Source organism: Bradyrhizobium sp. CIR18 (genome assembly GCF_014198295.1).
Taxonomy (GTDB): Bacteria; Pseudomonadota; Alphaproteobacteria; order Rhizobiales; family Xanthobacteraceae; genus Bradyrhizobium.
Map to the genome: position 1 here is coordinate 945,413 of NZ_JACIHF010000001.1, position 16,594 is coordinate 962,006.

Sequence of the window (16,594 nt, forward strand, 5' to 3'; positions counted from 1 at the left end):
ACGGCGAAGCAATCCAGACTGCCGCCGCGGAAAGACTCTGGATTGCTTCCGCCTTCGCCAAGGCTTCGGCGGACAAGTCGCTGCGCTCGCAAATGACGGGGATAGAACGGCGCCCATATCTCGCACCGTCACCCTGAGGTGCTCGCCTCTTCGGCGAGCCTCGAAGGACGACGGCCCGGCTGACACCTCGGCCGTGCATCCTTCGAGGCTCCCGGCGCGATGCCTTGCATCGCGCCACTCGCGCCTCAGGATGACGGGCTGACGTTGGCTGCCCCCCTCACGACAGCTTGCGCTTGCTCCGCAGCCTCACATGCTCGTCGGCCTCGAGCTTGGTCATGCCCAGGAGATAATGCAGCACGTCGAGCTTGTGGCGCTCGGCGAGCTTGCGCAAGGCCCCGACCTGCTCGGCGATGAAGGCGACGGCCTCGTCCACGCCGCCCTCCCCCGGTTCCTCGTGACGCGAGCCTCCCGGCGCGCCTGATGCGGCGCGCGCCCGTTTCTTTCCCGGCCTAGTCACCAGACCCCACCCGAATCCATGCCCCGCGGAAACATTACGCCGATAGCGATCGCAACTCCAAGGTGGTATTTTGCAACTTTCTCGATATGAAACTTTTCCCATCCGGGCGGCTTTCAACAGCCCTCGATTTGACAGCGAGGGCCTCACCACCCATGTTCGGGGCGAAACGGCCGACCCGAGTCCTTTCGTTTTCGGCCTCAGATTTTCCCGTAAGTTACTGGAACTACATGAATATCGTCATTGTGGAGTCGCCGGCGAAAGCCAAGACGATCAACAAATATTTGGGCTCGTCCTATGAGGTTCTGGCCTCGTTCGGCCATGTCCGCGACCTGCCCGCGAAGAACGGCTCCGTCGATCCCGACGCCAATTTCAAGATGATCTGGGAGGTCGACCCCAAGGCGGCCGGCCGGCTCAACGACATCGCCAAGTCCCTGAAGAACGCCGACCGCCTGATTCTCGCCACCGACCCTGATCGCGAGGGCGAGGCCATCTCCTGGCACGTGCTGGAGGTGCTGAAGGAAAAGCGCGCGCTGAAGGACCAGAAGATCGAGCGGGTGGTGTTCAACGCCATCACCAAGCAGGCGGTCTCGGACGCCATGAAGCATCCGCGCCAGATCGACGGCGCGCTGGTCGACGCCTATATGGCGCGCCGGGCGCTGGACTATCTGGTCGGCTTCACCCTCTCCCCGGTGCTGTGGCGCAAGCTGCCGGGCGCCCGCTCCGCCGGCCGCGTGCAGTCGGTGGCGCTGCGCCTCGTCTGCGACCGCGAGCTCGAGATCGAGAAGTTCGTCGCGCGCGAATATTGGTCGCTGATCGCGACCCTGCTCACCCCGCGCGGCGATGCGTTCGAGGCCCGCCTGGTCGGCGCCGACGGCAAGAAGATCCAGCGCCTCGACATCGGAACCGGCGCGGAAGCCGAAGACTTCAAGAAGGCGCTGGAGACGGCCGCCTACACCGTGACATCCGTCGATGCGAAGCCGGCCCGGCGCAATCCGCAGGCGCCCTTCACCACCTCGACGCTGCAGCAGGAAGCCAGCCGCAAATACGGCTTTGCGCCGGCGCACACGATGCGCATCGCCCAGCGCCTTTATGAGGGCATCGACATCGGCGGCGAGACCACCGGACTCATTACTTATATGCGTACCGACGGCGTGCAGATCGCCCCCGAGGCGATCACCCAGGCGCGCAAGGTGATCGGCGAGGATTACGGCAACGCCTACGTGCCGGACGCGCCGCGCCAGTACCAAGCCAAGGCCAAGAACGCCCAGGAAGCGCACGAAGCGATCCGCCCGACCGACATGTCGCGCCGCCCCGACAGCATGAGCCGCAAGCTCGATGCCGATCAGGCGCGGCTTTATGAGCTGATCTGGAAGCGCACCATCGCGAGCCAGATGGAATCGGCCGAGCTGGAGCGCACCACCGTCGACATCACGGCCAAGGCAGGCTCCCGCACGCTGGAGCTGCGCGCCACCGGCCAGGTGGTCAAGTTCGACGGCTTCCTCGCGCTGTACCAGGAAGGCCGCGACGACGAGGAGGACGAGGATTCCCGCCGCCTGCCCGCGATGAGCCCGAACGACGCGCTCAAGCGGCAGAGCCTGTCCGTCACGCAGCATTTCACCGAGCCGCCGCCGCGCTTCTCCGAGGCTTCGCTGGTCAAGCGCATGGAAGAGCTCGGCATCGGCCGCCCCTCGACCTATGCCTCGATCCTGCAGGTGCTGAAGGACCGCGGCTACGTCAAGCTGGAGAAGAAGCGCCTGCACGGCGAGGACAAGGGCCGCGTCGTGATCGCGTTCCTCGAGAGCTTCTTCGCCCGCTACGTCGAATACGATTTTACGGCCGGTCTCGAAGAGCAGCTCGACCGCATCTCTAACAACGAGATCTCCTGGCAGCAGGTGCTGAAGGATTTCTGGACGGGCTTCATCGGCGCCGTCGACGAAATCAAGGATCTGCGCGTAGCCCAGGTGCTCGACGTGCTCGACGAGATGCTGGGCCAGCACATCTATCCGCCCCGCACGGATGGCGGCGATATCAGGCAGTGCCCGAGCTGCGGCAATGGCCGGCTGAATCTCAAGGCCGGCAAGTTCGGCGCCTTCGTCGGCTGCTCGAATTATCCGGAGTGCCGCTACACTCGTCAGCTCGCCGCCGATGGCGAAGCGACCGCTGACCGTTCGCTCGGCCAGGATCCCGAGACGGGTCGCGATGTCTGGGTCAAGGCCGGCCGCTTCGGGCCCTATATCCAGCTCGGCGAGCAGAAGGATTATGAGGAAGGCGAGAAGCCGAAGCGCGCCGGCATTCCGAAGGGCACCTCGCCAGGCGATGTCGAGCTTGAGCTTGCGCTGAAGCTATTGTCGCTGCCGCGCGAGATCGGCAAGCATCCGGAGACCGGCCAGCCGATCACCGCAGGTCTCGGCCGCTTCGGGCCGTTCGTCAAGCATGAGAAGACCTATGCCAGCCTGGAAGCCGGCGACGAAGTGTTCGACATCGGCCTCAACCGCGCGGTGACGCTGATCGCGGAAAAGGTCGCCAAGGGCCCGAGCCGCCGGTTCGGCGCCGATCCCGGCAAGGCGATCGGCGATCATCCCTCGCTCGGCACCGTCACCGTGAAGAGCGGCCGCTACGGCGCCTATGTCACTGCGGGCGGCGTCAACGCGACGATCCCCGCCGAGTTCGAAAAGGACACCGTCACGCTGGCCCAGGCGATTGCGCTGATCGACGAGCGCGCAGCCAAAGGCGGCGGCAAGAAGCCGAAGAAGGCGGCGAAGCCGGCCAAGGCCAAGAAGACTACGGCGAAGGCTGCGGACGGCGATGACGCCGCACCGAAACCGAAAAAGGCCGCCGCGAAGAAGGCGGCCAAAACCAAATCCGAATCCACCAGCAAGGCGCGCGCAGCCGTGTCGTCGACCGCAAAAACGTCGCCGACCAAGGCCGCCGCCCCCAAGGCTCCGGCCAAGAAGAGCGCCGGCAAGACTTGAGATCAAGAATTAGAGGTTAAGTGAAACGCAAGAATGACCGTGGCTTTCCCGACAGGCAAGCCATCGTCGCCTTCATCAAGGCAAATCCCGGAAAGGTCGGGACCCGCGAAATTGCGCGCGAGTTCGGCCTGAAGAACGCCGATCGCGTCGAGCTCAAGCGCATATTGCGCGAGCTCGCCGACGACGGAACCATCAAGAAGAAGCGCCACAAGGTGTCCGAGCCGGACGCGCTGCCGCCGACGCTGGTCGCCGACATTACCGGCCGCGACGCCGACGGCGAATTGATCGCCTCCCCCACCGAATGGGACGAGGTCGAGAGTGGCGAGCCCCCCAAAATCCGCATCCAGATGCCGCGCCGGCCGAAGCCAGGCACCGTCGCCGGCGTCCGCGATCGCGTGCTGCTGCGCGTCGAGCGCACGGACGACACCGAAGGCCCGGCGTATCGCGGCCACATCATCAAGGTTTTCGACAAGGCCAAGAGCCGCATCCTCGGCGTGTTTCGCAGTCTGCCCGAAGGCGGCGGACGGCTCGTCCCCGTCGACAAGAAGTCCGCGGACCGCGAGTTGAACATCGCCCCGGCCGACACACACGGCGCGCAGGACGGCGATCTCGTCAGCGTCGACATCGTCCGCACGCGCAGCTTTGGACTGGCCTCCGGGCGCGTGAAAGAGAAGCTCGGCTCGGTCAAGTCGGAGAAGGCGATCAGCCTGATCGCGATCTACGCCCATGACATCCCGCTGCAATTCTCGCCTGCCGCCGAGCGCGAGGCAGAAGCCGCTGAGCCCGCGAACCTGAAGGGCCGCGAGGATTGGCGCGACGTGCCGCTTCTCACCATCGATCCGCCCGACGCCAAGGATCATGACGACGCGGTGCATGCTGAGGCCGATCCCGATCCCAACAACAAGGGCGGCTTCATCGTCAACGTCGCCATTGCCGATGTCAGCTTCTACGTCCGGCCGGGCAGCGCGCTCGACCGCGACGCGCTCGACCGCGGCAATTCGGTCTACTTCCCCGACCGCGTCGTACCGATGCTGCCCGAGCGCATCTCCAACGATCTCTGCTCGCTGGTGCCGGGCGAGCCGCGTGGCGCGCTCGCGGTGCGCATGGTGCTCGGCTCCGACGGCCGCAAGCGCTCGCACAGCTTCCACCGCATCCTCATGCGCTCGGCGGCAAAGCTGAGCTACGCGCAGGCCCAGGCCGCGATCGACGGACGGCCCGACGACACCACCGGCCCCCTGCTCGATCCAATCTTGAAACCGCTCTACGCCGCCTATGCCTGCGCCAAGCGCGCGCGCGACGAGCGCGATCCGCTCAATCTCGATCTGCCCGAGCGCAAGATCCTCTTGAAGAGCGACGGCACGGTCGACCGCGTCGTAGTGCCCGAACGTCTCGACGCGCACAAGCTGATCGAGGAGTTCATGATCCTCGCCAACGTCGCGGCCGCCGAGATGCTGGAGAAGAAATCGCTCCCGCTGATCTACCGCGTGCACGACGAGCCGACCTTGGAGAAGGTCCACGCGCTCGCGGAATTCCTGGAGACGCTCGACGTTCCCTTCGCCAAATCAGGCGCGCTGCGTCCCACCACATTCAACCGCGTGCTGGCCCAGCTCGAGGGCCACGATTACTACCCCTTGGTCAGCGAAGTGGTGCTGCGCGCCCAGGCGCAGGCCGAATACTCCTCGGAGAATTACGGGCACTTCGGCCTGAATTTGCGCCGCTACGCGCATTTCACTTCGCCGATCCGCCGCTATGCCGACCTCGTGGTGCATCGCGCGCTGGTCCGCGCGCTCGGCCTCGGCGAAGGCGCCCTGCCCGACAGCGAGACGCCGGAAACCTTAAGCGAGGTCGCAGCCCACATCTCGGTGACCGAGCGGCGCGCGATGAAGGCGGAACGCGAGACCGTCGACCGGCTCATTGCCCATCACCTGGCTGATCGCATCGGCGCGAGTTTCCAGGGCCGGGTCTCCGGCGTCACCCGCGCCGGCCTGTTCGTCAAGCTCGCTGAGACCGGCGCCGACGGCCTGATCCCGATCCGATCCCTCGGCACGGAATATTTCAACTATGACGAGAGCCGACACGCCCTCGTCGGCACGCGCAGCCGCACCATGTATCAGCTCGGCGACATGGTCGACGTCCGCCTGATCGAAGCAGCGCCGATCGCGGGCGCGCTGCGCTTCGAGCTGCTGTCGTCCTCCAGTGAGACCGCGCCGCGCGAACGCAGGTCATCCGGTCCGCAGCGCCGCCCCTCATTCAAGGCGCATCCCGGACGCAGCCCGGATAGAAAACGCAAGCCGCCGAAGCCAAAATCCGGCAAACCGAAGAAGGGCCAGGGAAAGAATAAAGGAAAGAACAAGGGAAAAGGCGGCGGTAAAAAGGGCAAAGCATGGTGACGATGAGCACGGCCCCAAAACTCTGGACGCGCGAGACGGGTCTCGTCGAGAAGCGCGATCTCTGGACGGCGATGAAGCGCGGCTTTCGCGGCCGCTGCCCGCGCTGTGGCGAGGGCAAGCTGTTCCGCGCCTTCCTGAAGACCGCAGACGATTGCGCCAAATGCGGCCTCGATTTCACGCCGCACCGCGCCGACGATCTGCCCGCCTATCTCGTCATCGTCATCGTCGGTCACATCGTGGTGCCCACGATCCTCTGGATCGAGACCAATTACACGACGCCGGTCTGGCTCAGCTTCGCGGCCTATCTGCCCTTCACCTTCGTCGCCTCGCTTGCGCTGCTGCAGCCGGTCAAGGGAGCTGTGGTCGGCCTGCAATGGGCTCTGCGCATGCACGGGTTTGACGAGAACCCTCCGGATGGTATTCCGCCTGTGTAAGCAAGAAGCAAAAAGCGTTTGGGTGAGGACATGACGGATATTGCGCAGGTCGCGGAGAAGGCCAAGGTCCACGAGGAGAAGGAAGCCGATCATCATCCCTATTTCCGTCCGAGGGATGCGGCAACGCTGATCCTGGTCGACCGCAGCGGCGCCATTCCGAAGGTGCTGGTCGGCAAGCGCCACGACAAGGTGGTGTTCATGCCCGGCAAGTTCGTCTTCCCCGGCGGGCGCGTCGACAAGGCCGACTATCGCGTGCCCTGTGCTGCGCCCATCACGGCCGAGCTGGAAGCCAACCTCGCCAAGGGCAGCCCGAAGACGCCGGCCTCGCGCGCGAAGTCGCTCGCCATCGCCGCGATCCGCGAGGCCTGCGAAGAAACCGGTCTCTGCCTCGGGCGCACGGCCGAGGGCAAAGTGACAAAGCTCGACGGCCCCTGGAAGCCGTTCGCCGATGCCGGCCTCCTGCCCGATCCCTCCAGCCTGTTCCTGATCGCGCGCGCGATCACTCCGCCCGGCCGCGTCAAGCGGTTCGACACGCGCTTCTTCACCGCGGACGCCTCCGCGATCACCCACCGCGTCGACGGCGTGATCCATGCCGATGCCGAACTGGTCGAGCTGGTCTGGGTCGAGCTCGGCTCGAAGCCGCTGGCCGATTTGCATCCGATGACGCGCAACGTGCTCAACGAGCTCCACACCCGCCTTGCCACCGGCCCGCTGCGCCACGATGCGCCAGTGCCGTTCTTCCATTTTTACGGCGGCAAGATGCAGAAGGATATTTTAGGCTAGTCAGTCCGCGTCCGGCTCGGTGCCGACATAATCGCGCGCCGGCAGCTTGAGGACGCGGCCGATCTCGCTTGCGAGCTGATCGGCCTCCTCACGACGCGTGAAGCTCTGAAGCGTGATCGGCTCGATGCCCTTGTTGCAGCAGAGATTGACGTCGTACGTCGTCAGATCCGTGTCGTAGTCGTCGGTGACGCTGATGAAGTGATAGTCGGCGAGACTGCGCGACGAGCGGATGTTCAGCGGGCCGAACTGCCTGGTGATCACGATCTGGCGCAGCGTCTCGTTGAGCACGACGAAGTAGCGGAACGTCAGCAGGATGATGCCGGGGATGCCGACGAGCAGCCCGAACCCCGTGAACACTAGCACCGGCACGAGATCGTCGGCGAGCCTTCCAAAACCGAAAAAGTCCTGGCGCAGGCCGAGCGCAACGTTCCACAGCAGATAGCCACTTGCCGCCAGCAGCGGCAGCGACAACAGCCGGCCGACCCATGGCATGGGCCGGTCGATGCGGACGATGCCGCCGTCCACGGTCATTGCGCCGGCCATTGAAGCGTCTCCTCGCGGGGTCATGGCTTGGTCGGCGCGAGCAGCGGATTGGTTCGACGTGACGCCTCGATGCGGGGCTGGTCAAGCTGCTCTGGGTCGAGCTCGGCTCAAAACCGCTCGCCGATCTGCATCCGATGACGCGCAAGCTGCTCAACGCGACAGCCCGCTCCGCCGCGATGCGCCGGTGCCGTTCTTCCATTTCTATGGCGGAAAGATGCGACGAGATGTGCTAGGTGAAGGGAAAGAGCGCTTGAACAACCGGAGGATCGGATGATGCGCTTCGTAAGGCCTCTGCTCGCTTCCGTGGCGTTGTGCGGCCTGCTCTCGCCGCCCGCCCGTGCGGAGCTCGACGTCGCCAGATTGAAGCAAACCATCGAGACCGCCTTCGAGAGCGAATACCCGAAGCTCGACGCGCTCTATAAGGACATCCACGCCCATCCCGAGATTGCCTTCCAGGAGGAGAAGACCGCAGCGAAACTCGCCGGCGAGATGCGTGCGATTGGTTTTGAAGTCACCGAGCACGTCGGCAAGACGGGCCTTGTTGCCATCTACAGGAACGGTGACGGTCCCACCATCATGGTTCGCACCGAGCTCGATGCGCTGCCCATGGAGGAGAAGACCGGCCTGCCCTATGCCAGCCGCGACAAGCAGATCTGGCAGGGCCGCGAGACATTCGTCGCCCATAGCTGCGGCCATGACATCCACATGGCGAGCTGGGTCGGCACGGCGAAGACCCTGGTCGGCATCAAGGACCAGTGGCACGGTACGCTGATGTTCATCGCGCAGCCCGCCGAGGAAGAGGTCGCGGGCGCAAGGGCGATGATCGCCGATGGCCTGTTCACCCGCTTTCCGAAACCCGATGCGGGGTTTGCCCTGCACGACGGCAGTGGAGCCTACGGCTCCGTCACCTACAGGGTCGGGGTCGGATCGTCGAATGTCGACGGTCTGTTTATCAGATTCGTCGGCCGCGGCGGCCATGGCGCGATCCCGCAGGCGACGATCGATCCCGTGATGATGGCATCGCGCTTCGTCGTCGACGTCCAGAGCGTGATCAGCCGCGAGAAGGACCCGACCGAATTCGGCCTTGTCACCATCGGCGCGATCCACGCCGGCACCGCCGGCAACATCATCCCCGACGAGGCCAGGGTGATCGGCACGATCCGCAGCTTCAAGCCGCAGGTGCGCGCGAGGATGCTGGCCGGGATCGAGCGGACGGCGAAAGCGGTGGCGGCGATGGCGGATGCACCGGCGCCTGAAATCCACATCGACGAAGGGACCAAGGCGGTGGTGAACGATGCCGCTGTGGTCGGCCAGGCCGAGCGGGTGCTGAAAGCGGCCTTCGGCGACAAGTTCAACGTCAGCCCTGCGAACACGACCAGCGAAGACTACTCGGAATATGTCAACGCCGGCGTGCCGTCGATGTTCTTCAACATCGGCGTTTATGAGCCCGACCGCGTCGCCGCCGCGCGCAATGGCAGCGGCCCGCCGCTTCCCGGCAATCACTCGCCGCAATTCGCCCCGGTGCCGAAACCGACCATCCAGACCGGCGTCACCGCGATGACGCTCGCCGTGCTGAGCGCCTTCGATCAAAGGGCCGCCCGGGGGCAGTAGCCCTCTCGCCTCGGTATCTGCGGCTTGATGGATTCTCAAATGCGCAATTGCGCATCGTAGCTCGCGCGATGGGGTGCGCCCCGGAATGACGCGAACGTGCTGAGGTTTGATCGAAAAACGAAAAAATCTTCCCACCTCCCCCAATGGCGGAGTTCCGCCGCATGCCTATGTCTTCCCGAGCGTCACCAAGAACGGACACCGGTCGATGGCACAACGGCAACTCAAGCTTGGCGCGTTCATGCGCCCGATCAGCATCCACACCGGCGCCTGGCGCTATCCCGGGGCCTGGCCTGATGCCAATTTCAACTTCTCGCACATCAAGACGCTGATCCAGAAGCTCGAGGCCGGCAGGTTCGACGCCTTCTTCATGGCCGATCACCTCGCCGTGCTGAACATGCCGGTCAATGCGCTCAAGCGCAGCCACACGGTGACCTCGTTCGAGCCGTTCACGCTGCTGTCGGCGCTCTCGGCGGTCACCGAGCGGATCGGCCTGATCGCGACGGGCTCGACCACGTTTGACGAGCCCTACCACGTCGCGCGCCGCTTCGCCTCGCTCGATCATCTCAGCGGCGGCCGCGCCGGCTGGAATATCGTCACGACATCGAACCCGGATGCCGCGCTGAATTTCGGCCTCGACGACCACATGGAGCATGCCGAGCGCTACAAGCGCGCCCGCGAGTTCTACGATGTCGTCACGGGCCTGTGGGATTCCTTCGCCGACGACGCCTTCGTGCGCGATGTCGAGAGCGGGCTATTTTTCGATCCCGCGAAGATGCACACGCTCGACCACGACGGCAAATATCTGAAGGTGCGCGGCCCCCTCAACATTGCCCGTCCCGTGCAGGGCTGGCCGGTGATCGTGCAGGCCGGCGCCTCCGAAGACGGCAAGCAGCTCGCGGCAGAGACGGCGGAAGCCGTGTTCACCGGCGGCGGCAGCCTCGCCGACGGACAAAAGCTCTATGCCGACATCAAGGGCCGCATGGAGAGGATCGGCCGCGATCCCGAGCATCTGAAGATCCTGCCCGGCGCCTTCGTCGTGGTTGGCGACAGCGTCGATGAAGCCAAGGAGAAGCGCGCGCTGCTCGATAGCCGCGTGCATTACGACAGCGCCATCGCCTCGCTCTCGGTCATCCTCGGCACCGATGCCTCCGGCTTCGATCCCGACGGACAACTGCCTGATATCCCCGAGACCAATGCCAGCAAGAGCGGCCGCCAGCGCATGGTCGACCTTGCCAAGCGCGACAAGCTCACCGTGCGCCAGCTCGCCCAGCGCGTCGGCGGCTATGGCGGGCTGTCCTTCGTCGGCACGGCCAGAACCATCGCCGACCAGATGGAGGAATGGCTGGTCGGGCGCGGCTCCGACGGCTTCAACATCATGTTCCCGTTCCTGCCCGCAGGCCTCGACGATTTCGTCGACAAGGTCGTTCCCGAGCTGCAGCAGCGCGGGATTTTCCGGAAAGAGTATGAAGGGCCCACTTTGAGGGAGAATCTGGGCTTGCCACGGCCGAAAAACCGGTTCTTCGAGGGGTAATCGGGCCGTTTTGGGGGGCTTTTGCCGCTAGAGCCCCGTACGGGGGCTCTAGGTTGTTGTTTTTGACGCGTTTTCTTGACGCGAACCGGTGCCCACTTCGCTTGAAAACGCTTCGAAACCTTGACATCAGGCGGTTTCTGGCTAGGTTGCCGGCCAACGCGGGCCGTTTGGCCGGCTCCAGATTCCCTTCATTCCTGAGGTTCTGAACATGGCCAAAGCGGTCACCATCAAGGTCAAGCTCGTGTCCTCGGCCGACACCGGCTTCTACTACGTCGCCAAGAAGAATTCGCGCACCATGACCGACAAGCTGGTCAAGAAGAAGTACGATCCCGTGGCGCGCAAGCACGTCGAATTCCGCGAAGCCAAGATCAAGTAAGATCGCGGACAAGCGTTGAAGAGTTTTGCGGGGCCCTTTCGGGCCCCGTTTTTCTTTACCTATCCTTCTCCGTTATCCTGAGGCGCGAGCCGTGCGATGCAGAGCATCGCGCGGAGAGCCTCGAAGGATGAACGGCCGAGATGCGGCCGGGCTGTCGCCCTTCGAGGCTCGCCCTGCGGGAAACCGCAGGACGAGCACCTCAGGGTGACGGTCAGAGAGCGCAAGCCGCCGCCACATCGGCGCTCTGCGCTGCAGAGTCGTTCCCAACCGCTTCGCTTCCGCCTTCGTTCTTCGAGCTTCGGTGGACAAGCCGCCCAGCAAGCGCATTCTCTTGTTGGTTGCCATGGCGATGGCGAATTTATCGCTAAGCGATCCCTCAACCCCCGGTTGCTCAATCCTAAATGTCTGTTACCGTGCACTTACCGGCACGGAGTTTCCGTCCGGATTTGGGAAGGACATGGTCATGAGATTGTCATCGAGCCTTGTCGTGCCTTCAACCATCGCTGCCTTGTCGACTGTCCTGCTGTGCGCCCCGGCAGCGTCGCAAATCCCGACAGGCTCCGCCGCCACGCTTCCCCCTGTTACGGTCGATGCGCCGAAACAGGTGGCAAAGCCGCACGTGTCGGAGCGGGGAGCAAACACAACGGCGCCGCGTCGAACTGCGTCAACCACTCGAACGGCAACCGCGCGCACGCCTTCCTATGCACCGGGTTCTGTCATGGGGAGGATAGCCAGCCTGGAGAAAGTCGCCAGCAGCTGCAACGGTGGCTGTGCATCAAGCTTCCGGCACGGCAAGGAGCCGTGGATCGGATGCAGCGAGTCGGGCGGCAATGTGAACTATGGACCCTTCTCGCCAACGTGCCGAGACACCATCACCCATTCATCCTACGAGAATTGCGTCGAGACGAAGGTGTTCCTGGGCGAGTTTCGAAACAGAGCCCACTGGTTTTGCAGCAGCCTGCAGGCCGGCAACAGGTTCAAGGTCGCCGATCTCAAGCGCTCAGGACATCGCTAGTCCATACCGCTCGCCGATTGCTGCAAGCCCTTATCCCGATCCGTCATCCTGAGGTGCGAGTGGCGCGATGCAAGAGCATCGCGCCGGGAGCCTCGAAGGATGAACGGTCGAGATGCAGCCGCGCCGTCGCCCTTCGAGGCTCGCCGAAGGCGAGCACCTCAGGGTGACGGTGAGAGATGCTAATCCCAGAAGCCTACGCCGCCTTCAACACTGGCGTCGGCGGCTGCGACGGCCTGACAAGCGCGAACGCCACCTGCACGATGCCTCCGGCAAGTCCGAGCGCCACGCCGATGCGCCAGGCCATGGTGTAGGAGCCGAGCGCGTCGTAGAGCACTCCTCCTCCATAGGCGCCGAGGAAGCTGCCGATCTGGTGGCTCATGAAGGCGAGGCCCTGGATCATCGCCTGCCAGCGCAGGCCGAACATCTCGGCGACCGCGCCCGCGACCAGCGGCCCGACGCCCATCCAGAGGAAGCCCATGATGGCGCCGAACAGCAGCGTCGAGAACGGCGTTGCCGGCAGCATGAAGTACCAGGCGAGCGCCAGCGAGCGCAGGATGTAGATCGCGCCCAGCAGCGCCAGCTTGTTCCAGCGTTGGCCGGCCCAGCCGAAGAACAGCGAGCCGAGGACGTTGAAGCCGCCGATCATGCCGAGCGTCTGCGCGCTCAGCATCGGATCGAGGCCGCAGATCGCGAGGTAGGACGGCAGATGCGTAGTGAGGAAGACGAGCTGCATGCCGCAGACGAGATAGGCGCAGGTCATCACCACGAAGGAGGCATTGCCGAACGCGGTCCTCGCCGCGGTCGCAGCCGTGGCATCGTCGATCTCGTCGGCAGCCGGCTTCGGCAGCGGGACCTGGTCGACGCGCCCCGCGTACCACGCGGCCGGAATCATCAGCACCGACATGACGACGAAGCCGGCAAGTCCGACGCGCCAGCCAAAACCCTCATTGAGCATCTGTCCGATCGGCGCCGACAGCAGCGCGCCGAGCGAACCCGCGCCGGAGACAATGCCGAGCACAGTCGAGCGCACCGTTTCGGGTACCGCGCGCGCCGCCACCGACATCGCGATAGCGGCCGCAGTGCAGGCCAGCGACGTCCCGATCAGCACGCCCGCGCCGATCATGATGCTGACGAGGCCGTTCGCGGTCGCCATCAGAATGAGGCCCACGATGTACATCAGCGCGCCGACGATCATGATCGGGCGGAAGCCGTAGCGCACCGTCATCGCGCCGGCGAGCGGCTGGAGAAAGCCCCAGGCGAGGTTCTGCACCGCCAGCGCCAGCGTGAAATCCGAGATCGAAATGTGGATGTCGTGGGTCAGCGGCTGCATGAAGATGCCGAGGCTCTGCCGCAGCCCCATGCTCAGCGTCAGCATGATCGAGGCGCCGATCAGGATGGGCAATGTCGGACGCAGGACCTGCAGCAGGGGCATTTTCGTCTCCCTCGGGGGCACGGCGCAAATGCCGTCGTCTGAAATATCGGTTGATTTTGGTTACACAGACCTGTGTACTTAGGCTATGTTGCGCCCCAGCTGTCAAGCCAAGAGGATGCGCGTCGCTGCATGGCTCCCCCGCCCGCCCCACAGACGATGAAAGAGCGGATCCTTGAGACCGCCGACAAGCTGTTCTATCTGCAGGGCATTCGCGCCGTCGGCGTTGACACCATCGCGGCCGAGATCGGCATCTCCAAGCGCACGCTCTACAACCACTTCCCGTCCAAGGACGCGCTGATCGCGGCATACCTCGAGCGCCGCTTCGTGCACGCATCCCCCTCGGACAAGCCGCCGGCCGAACAGATCCTCGGCACCTTCGATTCGCTGGAGCGGCGGTTTGCAGCCAGGGACTTTCGCGGCTGCCCGTTCGTGAACGCGGTCGCCGAGCTCGGCCCAGCCGACCGCGCCGTGAAGAAGATCGCGGTCGCCTTCAAGGAAAGCCGCCGCCTCTGGTTTCGCGACCGCCTGAACGAGCTTGGTGTGACCGAGGCGGATGCGCTCGCAACGCAGCTGGTGTTGCTGGTCGACGGCTCGATCGCGCAGGACCTCGTGCGGGACGATCCGGCAATGGCAAGAGCTGCGAAGGAAGCGGCGAAGGTGCTGTTGCGGAATGCAGGGGTGGATGTGGGGGATGCGGGGAAGCCGGCGGAGAAGCGACGCAAGCCGACGCCACAATAACCCTTGCCGCATCGTTCGGTGTCATCACCCGCGAAAGCGGATGATCCAGTATTCCAGAGGCAGCTGTGATTGAACCGAGAGGCCGCGGCGTACTGGATTCCCCGCTTCGCGGGGAATGACAGCGGAGTTTGTGGAGGAAGCGTGGACGCCTGACTACACGTCAGACCATTTCGCGACGCTACCAACATCCTCCCTGTTTTGCCCGACGGGTCAAACGGCGCGACGGTCCGCGCAAGCTATCTTTGCCGCGCACGTAACCCGTTGATCCGACTAGCGCCGGCTACTGTGCATGGGGTTGTTTTCGCGAATTTTGCTGCCGGCGGCCTTTACGCCGCCTGCGATACCACGCGGTTGCGCCCGTCGTGCTTGGCCCGATACAGCGCAGTATCGGCGCGCTTGAGGACGTCGGCGACCGCCTCGCCCTTCTGCTCCAGCGTGGTCAGGCCGATCGAGATCGTGACCTCGATGCGCTTGGCGCCTTTGTGGATCGCGAACGGCTCGCCCGCGATCGAACGGCGCAGGCGCTCGGCGACCATGCCGGCGACGTGGAGATCGGTCTCCGGCATCACGATGACGAACTCCTCGCCGCCATAGCGGCAGGCAAGGTCAATACCGCGGATCGACTTGCGCACCCGCACCGCGAATTCACGCAGCACGTCGTCGCCGGCGTCGTGGCCGTAATTGTCGTTGATCGACTTGAAGAAGTCGATGTCCAGGATCATCAGCGCCAGCGGCTTGCCGCGGGTCGAAGCCTGCTCGGCGAGCGTCGCCAGATGGCTCTCCATGTAGCGGCGATTGTGCAGGCCGGTGAGCGCGTCCGTGATCGCCATCTCGATCGAGTTCTGCACATTGTCGCGCAGATGGTCGGTATAGCGGCGGCGGCGGATCTGGGTGCGGGCCCGCGCTAGCAGCTCGGTCTTGTCGATGGGACGCAGCAGATAGTCATTGACGCCGATCTCGAGGCCGCGGAGCAGCCGCGTCGAGTTCTCGGGGTCGGCAATCGCGAGGATCGGCACATGGCGCGTGCGCTCCAGCGAGCGCGCCTGGCTGCACAGGCGGAGGCCGTCGAAATTGTTGAGGTCGAGCGAGACGATCAGCAAATCGTAATTGCCCTCGGCGGCGTGGAACAGCGCTTCCGTCGGGTTCGGCTCGACGTCGATGGTGTGCTCGGCGGCGAGGATCGTCGCCAGCCGCTCGTAGGAGGACGGACGGTCGTCGACCAGCAGGATGCGGCCGCCCTTGCCGGTGTCGGCCACGGCGCTGCGCTCGGGCGCCTGCATGCCGATCTCGAGCGAAGTGATGGCGCGCATGCGCAGCTCGTCGGTCATCATCTTCAGCCGCGTCAGCGAGCGCACCCGCGCGATCAGCACGACGTCGGAGACGGGTTTGGTCAGGAAGTCGTCGGCGCCCGCTTCCAGCCCCCGGTTACGGTCGGACGGACTGTCGAGCGCCGTCACCATCACGACGGGAATGTGGTGCGTGGCCGGATCGCTCTTGAGGCGGCGGCAAACTTCAAAACCGTCGATGTCGGGCATCATCACGTCGAGCAGGATGATGTCGCATTCAGCGCGATGACAGATCGCCAGCGCCTCGGTGCCGTTCGAGGCGGTCATCACATCGAAATATTCGGCGGACAGGCGGGCTTCGAGGAGTTTGACGTTGGCAGGAACGTCATCGACAACCAGGATACGCGCGGACACTGTGAACTCACTTCCTATCCGATAAAACGCCGGACCGTCTCAATGAATTTGCCGACCGAGATCGGCTTGGACAAATAGGCCTCGCAGCCGCCCTCGCGGATGCGCTCTTCGTCGCCCTTCATCGCGAACGCCGTGACCGCGACGACGGGAATGGCGCGCAGCTCCGGATCGTCCTTGATCCAGCGCGTCACCTCGAGGCCGGAGACCTGCGGCAATTGGATATCCATCAGCACGAGGTCGGGCCGCATCTTGCGAACGAGGTCGAGCGCCTCGTAGCCGTTGCTGGTGCCGGAGGTCTGGTAGCCGTGCGCCTCCAACAGGTCGCGGAAGAGCTTCATGTTGAGCTCGTTGTCTTCCACGATCAGGACGGTCTTAGCCATCCCGCCCTCCTGATTGGTCCGAAGGACCCATACATGTAACGCCTCAGGCGCCGCTCGCCGGCGCTTCGAAAACTGGATTCAAACTAGCCTCAGATTCGCTTGAGTTTCGTTAAACCCGAGGGTCGACTTTCTGCGATGTGGTTTCCAGTTGCTTGCCTGGGGTCGGAAGACT

At 64.5% G+C, this 16,594-nt stretch carries 14 protein-coding genes and 1 pseudogene; 10 read left to right on the forward strand and 5 right to left on the reverse strand.

Features of this window, described 5'->3' with window-relative positions:
* Positions 1-277: 277 nt before the first annotated feature.
* The gene (locus GGD65_RS40070; protein WP_240536454.1) at positions 278-433 is read right to left on the reverse strand and encodes a hypothetical protein; all 156 of its coding nucleotides are present in this window, start codon (positions 431-433) and stop codon (positions 278-280) included.
* Between the two features lie 311 nt (positions 434-744).
* Here GGD65_RS40070 and topA point away from each other — a divergent pair, with 311 nt between their 5' ends.
* Genes topA through GGD65_RS04615 form a run of 4 tightly spaced genes read left to right on the forward strand, consistent with a single transcriptional unit; the run spans position 745 to position 7,096 of the window.
* Entirely contained in the window at positions 745-3,489 is a 2,745-nt protein-coding gene (topA, locus tag GGD65_RS04600) for a type I DNA topoisomerase (protein WP_018321114.1), read from the forward strand.
* Between the two features lie 20 nt (positions 3,490-3,509).
* Entirely contained in the window at positions 3,510-5,879 is a 2,370-nt protein-coding gene (gene rnr / locus GGD65_RS04605; RefSeq protein WP_183234499.1) for a ribonuclease R, read from the forward strand.
* Positions 5,873-6,313 carry a DUF983 domain-containing protein gene (locus GGD65_RS04610; protein ID WP_183234500.1) on the forward strand — a complete coding sequence of 147 codons (441 nt, stop codon included), beginning with the start codon at positions 5,873-5,875 and terminating at the stop codon, positions 6,311-6,313. Before rnr ends, GGD65_RS04610 begins: the two co-directional genes overlap by 7 nt.
* Before the next feature lie 30 nt (positions 6,314-6,343).
* Positions 6,344-7,096, forward strand: a complete 753-nt coding sequence (locus GGD65_RS04615) for an NUDIX domain-containing protein (protein WP_183234501.1) — start codon at positions 6,344-6,346, stop codon at positions 7,094-7,096.
* Here GGD65_RS04615 and GGD65_RS04620 read toward each other — a convergent pair whose 3' ends face one another.
* On the reverse strand, positions 7,097-7,639 hold the full coding sequence (locus tag GGD65_RS04620) for a hypothetical protein (protein WP_183234502.1): 543 nt from the start codon (positions 7,637-7,639) through the stop codon (positions 7,097-7,099).
* Between the two features lie 68 nt (positions 7,640-7,707).
* Here GGD65_RS04620 and GGD65_RS40075 point away from each other — a divergent pair.
* The 5 genes and pseudogenes from GGD65_RS40075 to GGD65_RS04640 form a co-directional block, all read left to right on the forward strand.
* A pseudogene (locus GGD65_RS40075) lies at positions 7,708-7,913 on the forward strand (hypothetical protein); the annotation flags it as partial.
* A complete protein-coding gene (locus tag GGD65_RS04625) occupies positions 7,910-9,250 on the forward strand; it encodes an amidohydrolase (RefSeq protein WP_183234503.1) in 1,341 nt (446 codons plus the stop codon). The pseudogene GGD65_RS40075 and the gene GGD65_RS04625, both read left to right, overlap by 4 nt.
* Positions 9,251-9,455: 205 nt before the next feature.
* A complete protein-coding gene (locus GGD65_RS04630) occupies positions 9,456-10,781 on the forward strand; it encodes an LLM class flavin-dependent oxidoreductase (RefSeq protein WP_183234504.1) in 1,326 nt (441 codons plus the stop codon).
* Positions 10,782-10,989: 208 nt separating this feature from the next.
* Positions 10,990-11,157, forward strand: coding sequence for a 50S ribosomal protein L33 (gene rpmG / locus GGD65_RS04635; RefSeq protein WP_007603295.1), 168 nt, complete (start codon positions 10,990-10,992; stop codon positions 11,155-11,157).
* 301 nt (positions 11,158-11,458) lie between these two features.
* The gene (locus GGD65_RS04640) at positions 11,459-12,172 is read left to right on the forward strand and encodes a hypothetical protein (protein ID WP_246783190.1); all 714 of its coding nucleotides are present in this window, start codon (positions 11,459-11,461) and stop codon (positions 12,170-12,172) included.
* A 193-nt stretch (positions 12,173-12,365) separates the two neighbouring features.
* On the opposite strand, the gene GGD65_RS04645 is transcribed toward GGD65_RS04640, so the two are convergent.
* Positions 12,366-13,604: an MFS transporter gene (locus tag GGD65_RS04645; protein ID WP_183234506.1), complete on the reverse strand. Its 1,239-nt coding sequence runs from the start codon at positions 13,602-13,604 to the stop codon at positions 12,366-12,368.
* Between the two features lie 129 nt (positions 13,605-13,733).
* On the opposite strand from GGD65_RS04645, the gene GGD65_RS04650 reads away from it, so the two are divergent.
* Positions 13,734-14,342: a TetR/AcrR family transcriptional regulator gene (locus GGD65_RS04650; protein ID WP_183234507.1), complete on the forward strand. Its 609-nt coding sequence runs from the start codon at positions 13,734-13,736 to the stop codon at positions 14,340-14,342.
* A 326-nt stretch (positions 14,343-14,668) separates the two neighbouring features.
* Here the strand turns inward: GGD65_RS04650 and GGD65_RS04655 are convergent, their stop codons facing one another.
* Positions 14,669-16,042 carry a PleD family two-component system response regulator gene (locus GGD65_RS04655; RefSeq protein WP_018321124.1) on the reverse strand — a complete coding sequence of 458 codons (1,374 nt, stop codon included), beginning with the start codon at positions 16,040-16,042 and terminating at the stop codon, positions 14,669-14,671.
* A 14-nt stretch (positions 16,043-16,056) separates the two neighbouring features.
* On the reverse strand, positions 16,057-16,422 hold the full coding sequence (locus GGD65_RS04660; RefSeq protein ID WP_008566616.1) for a response regulator: 366 nt from the start codon (positions 16,420-16,422) through the stop codon (positions 16,057-16,059).
* Between the last annotated feature and the right edge of the window lie 172 nt (positions 16,423-16,594).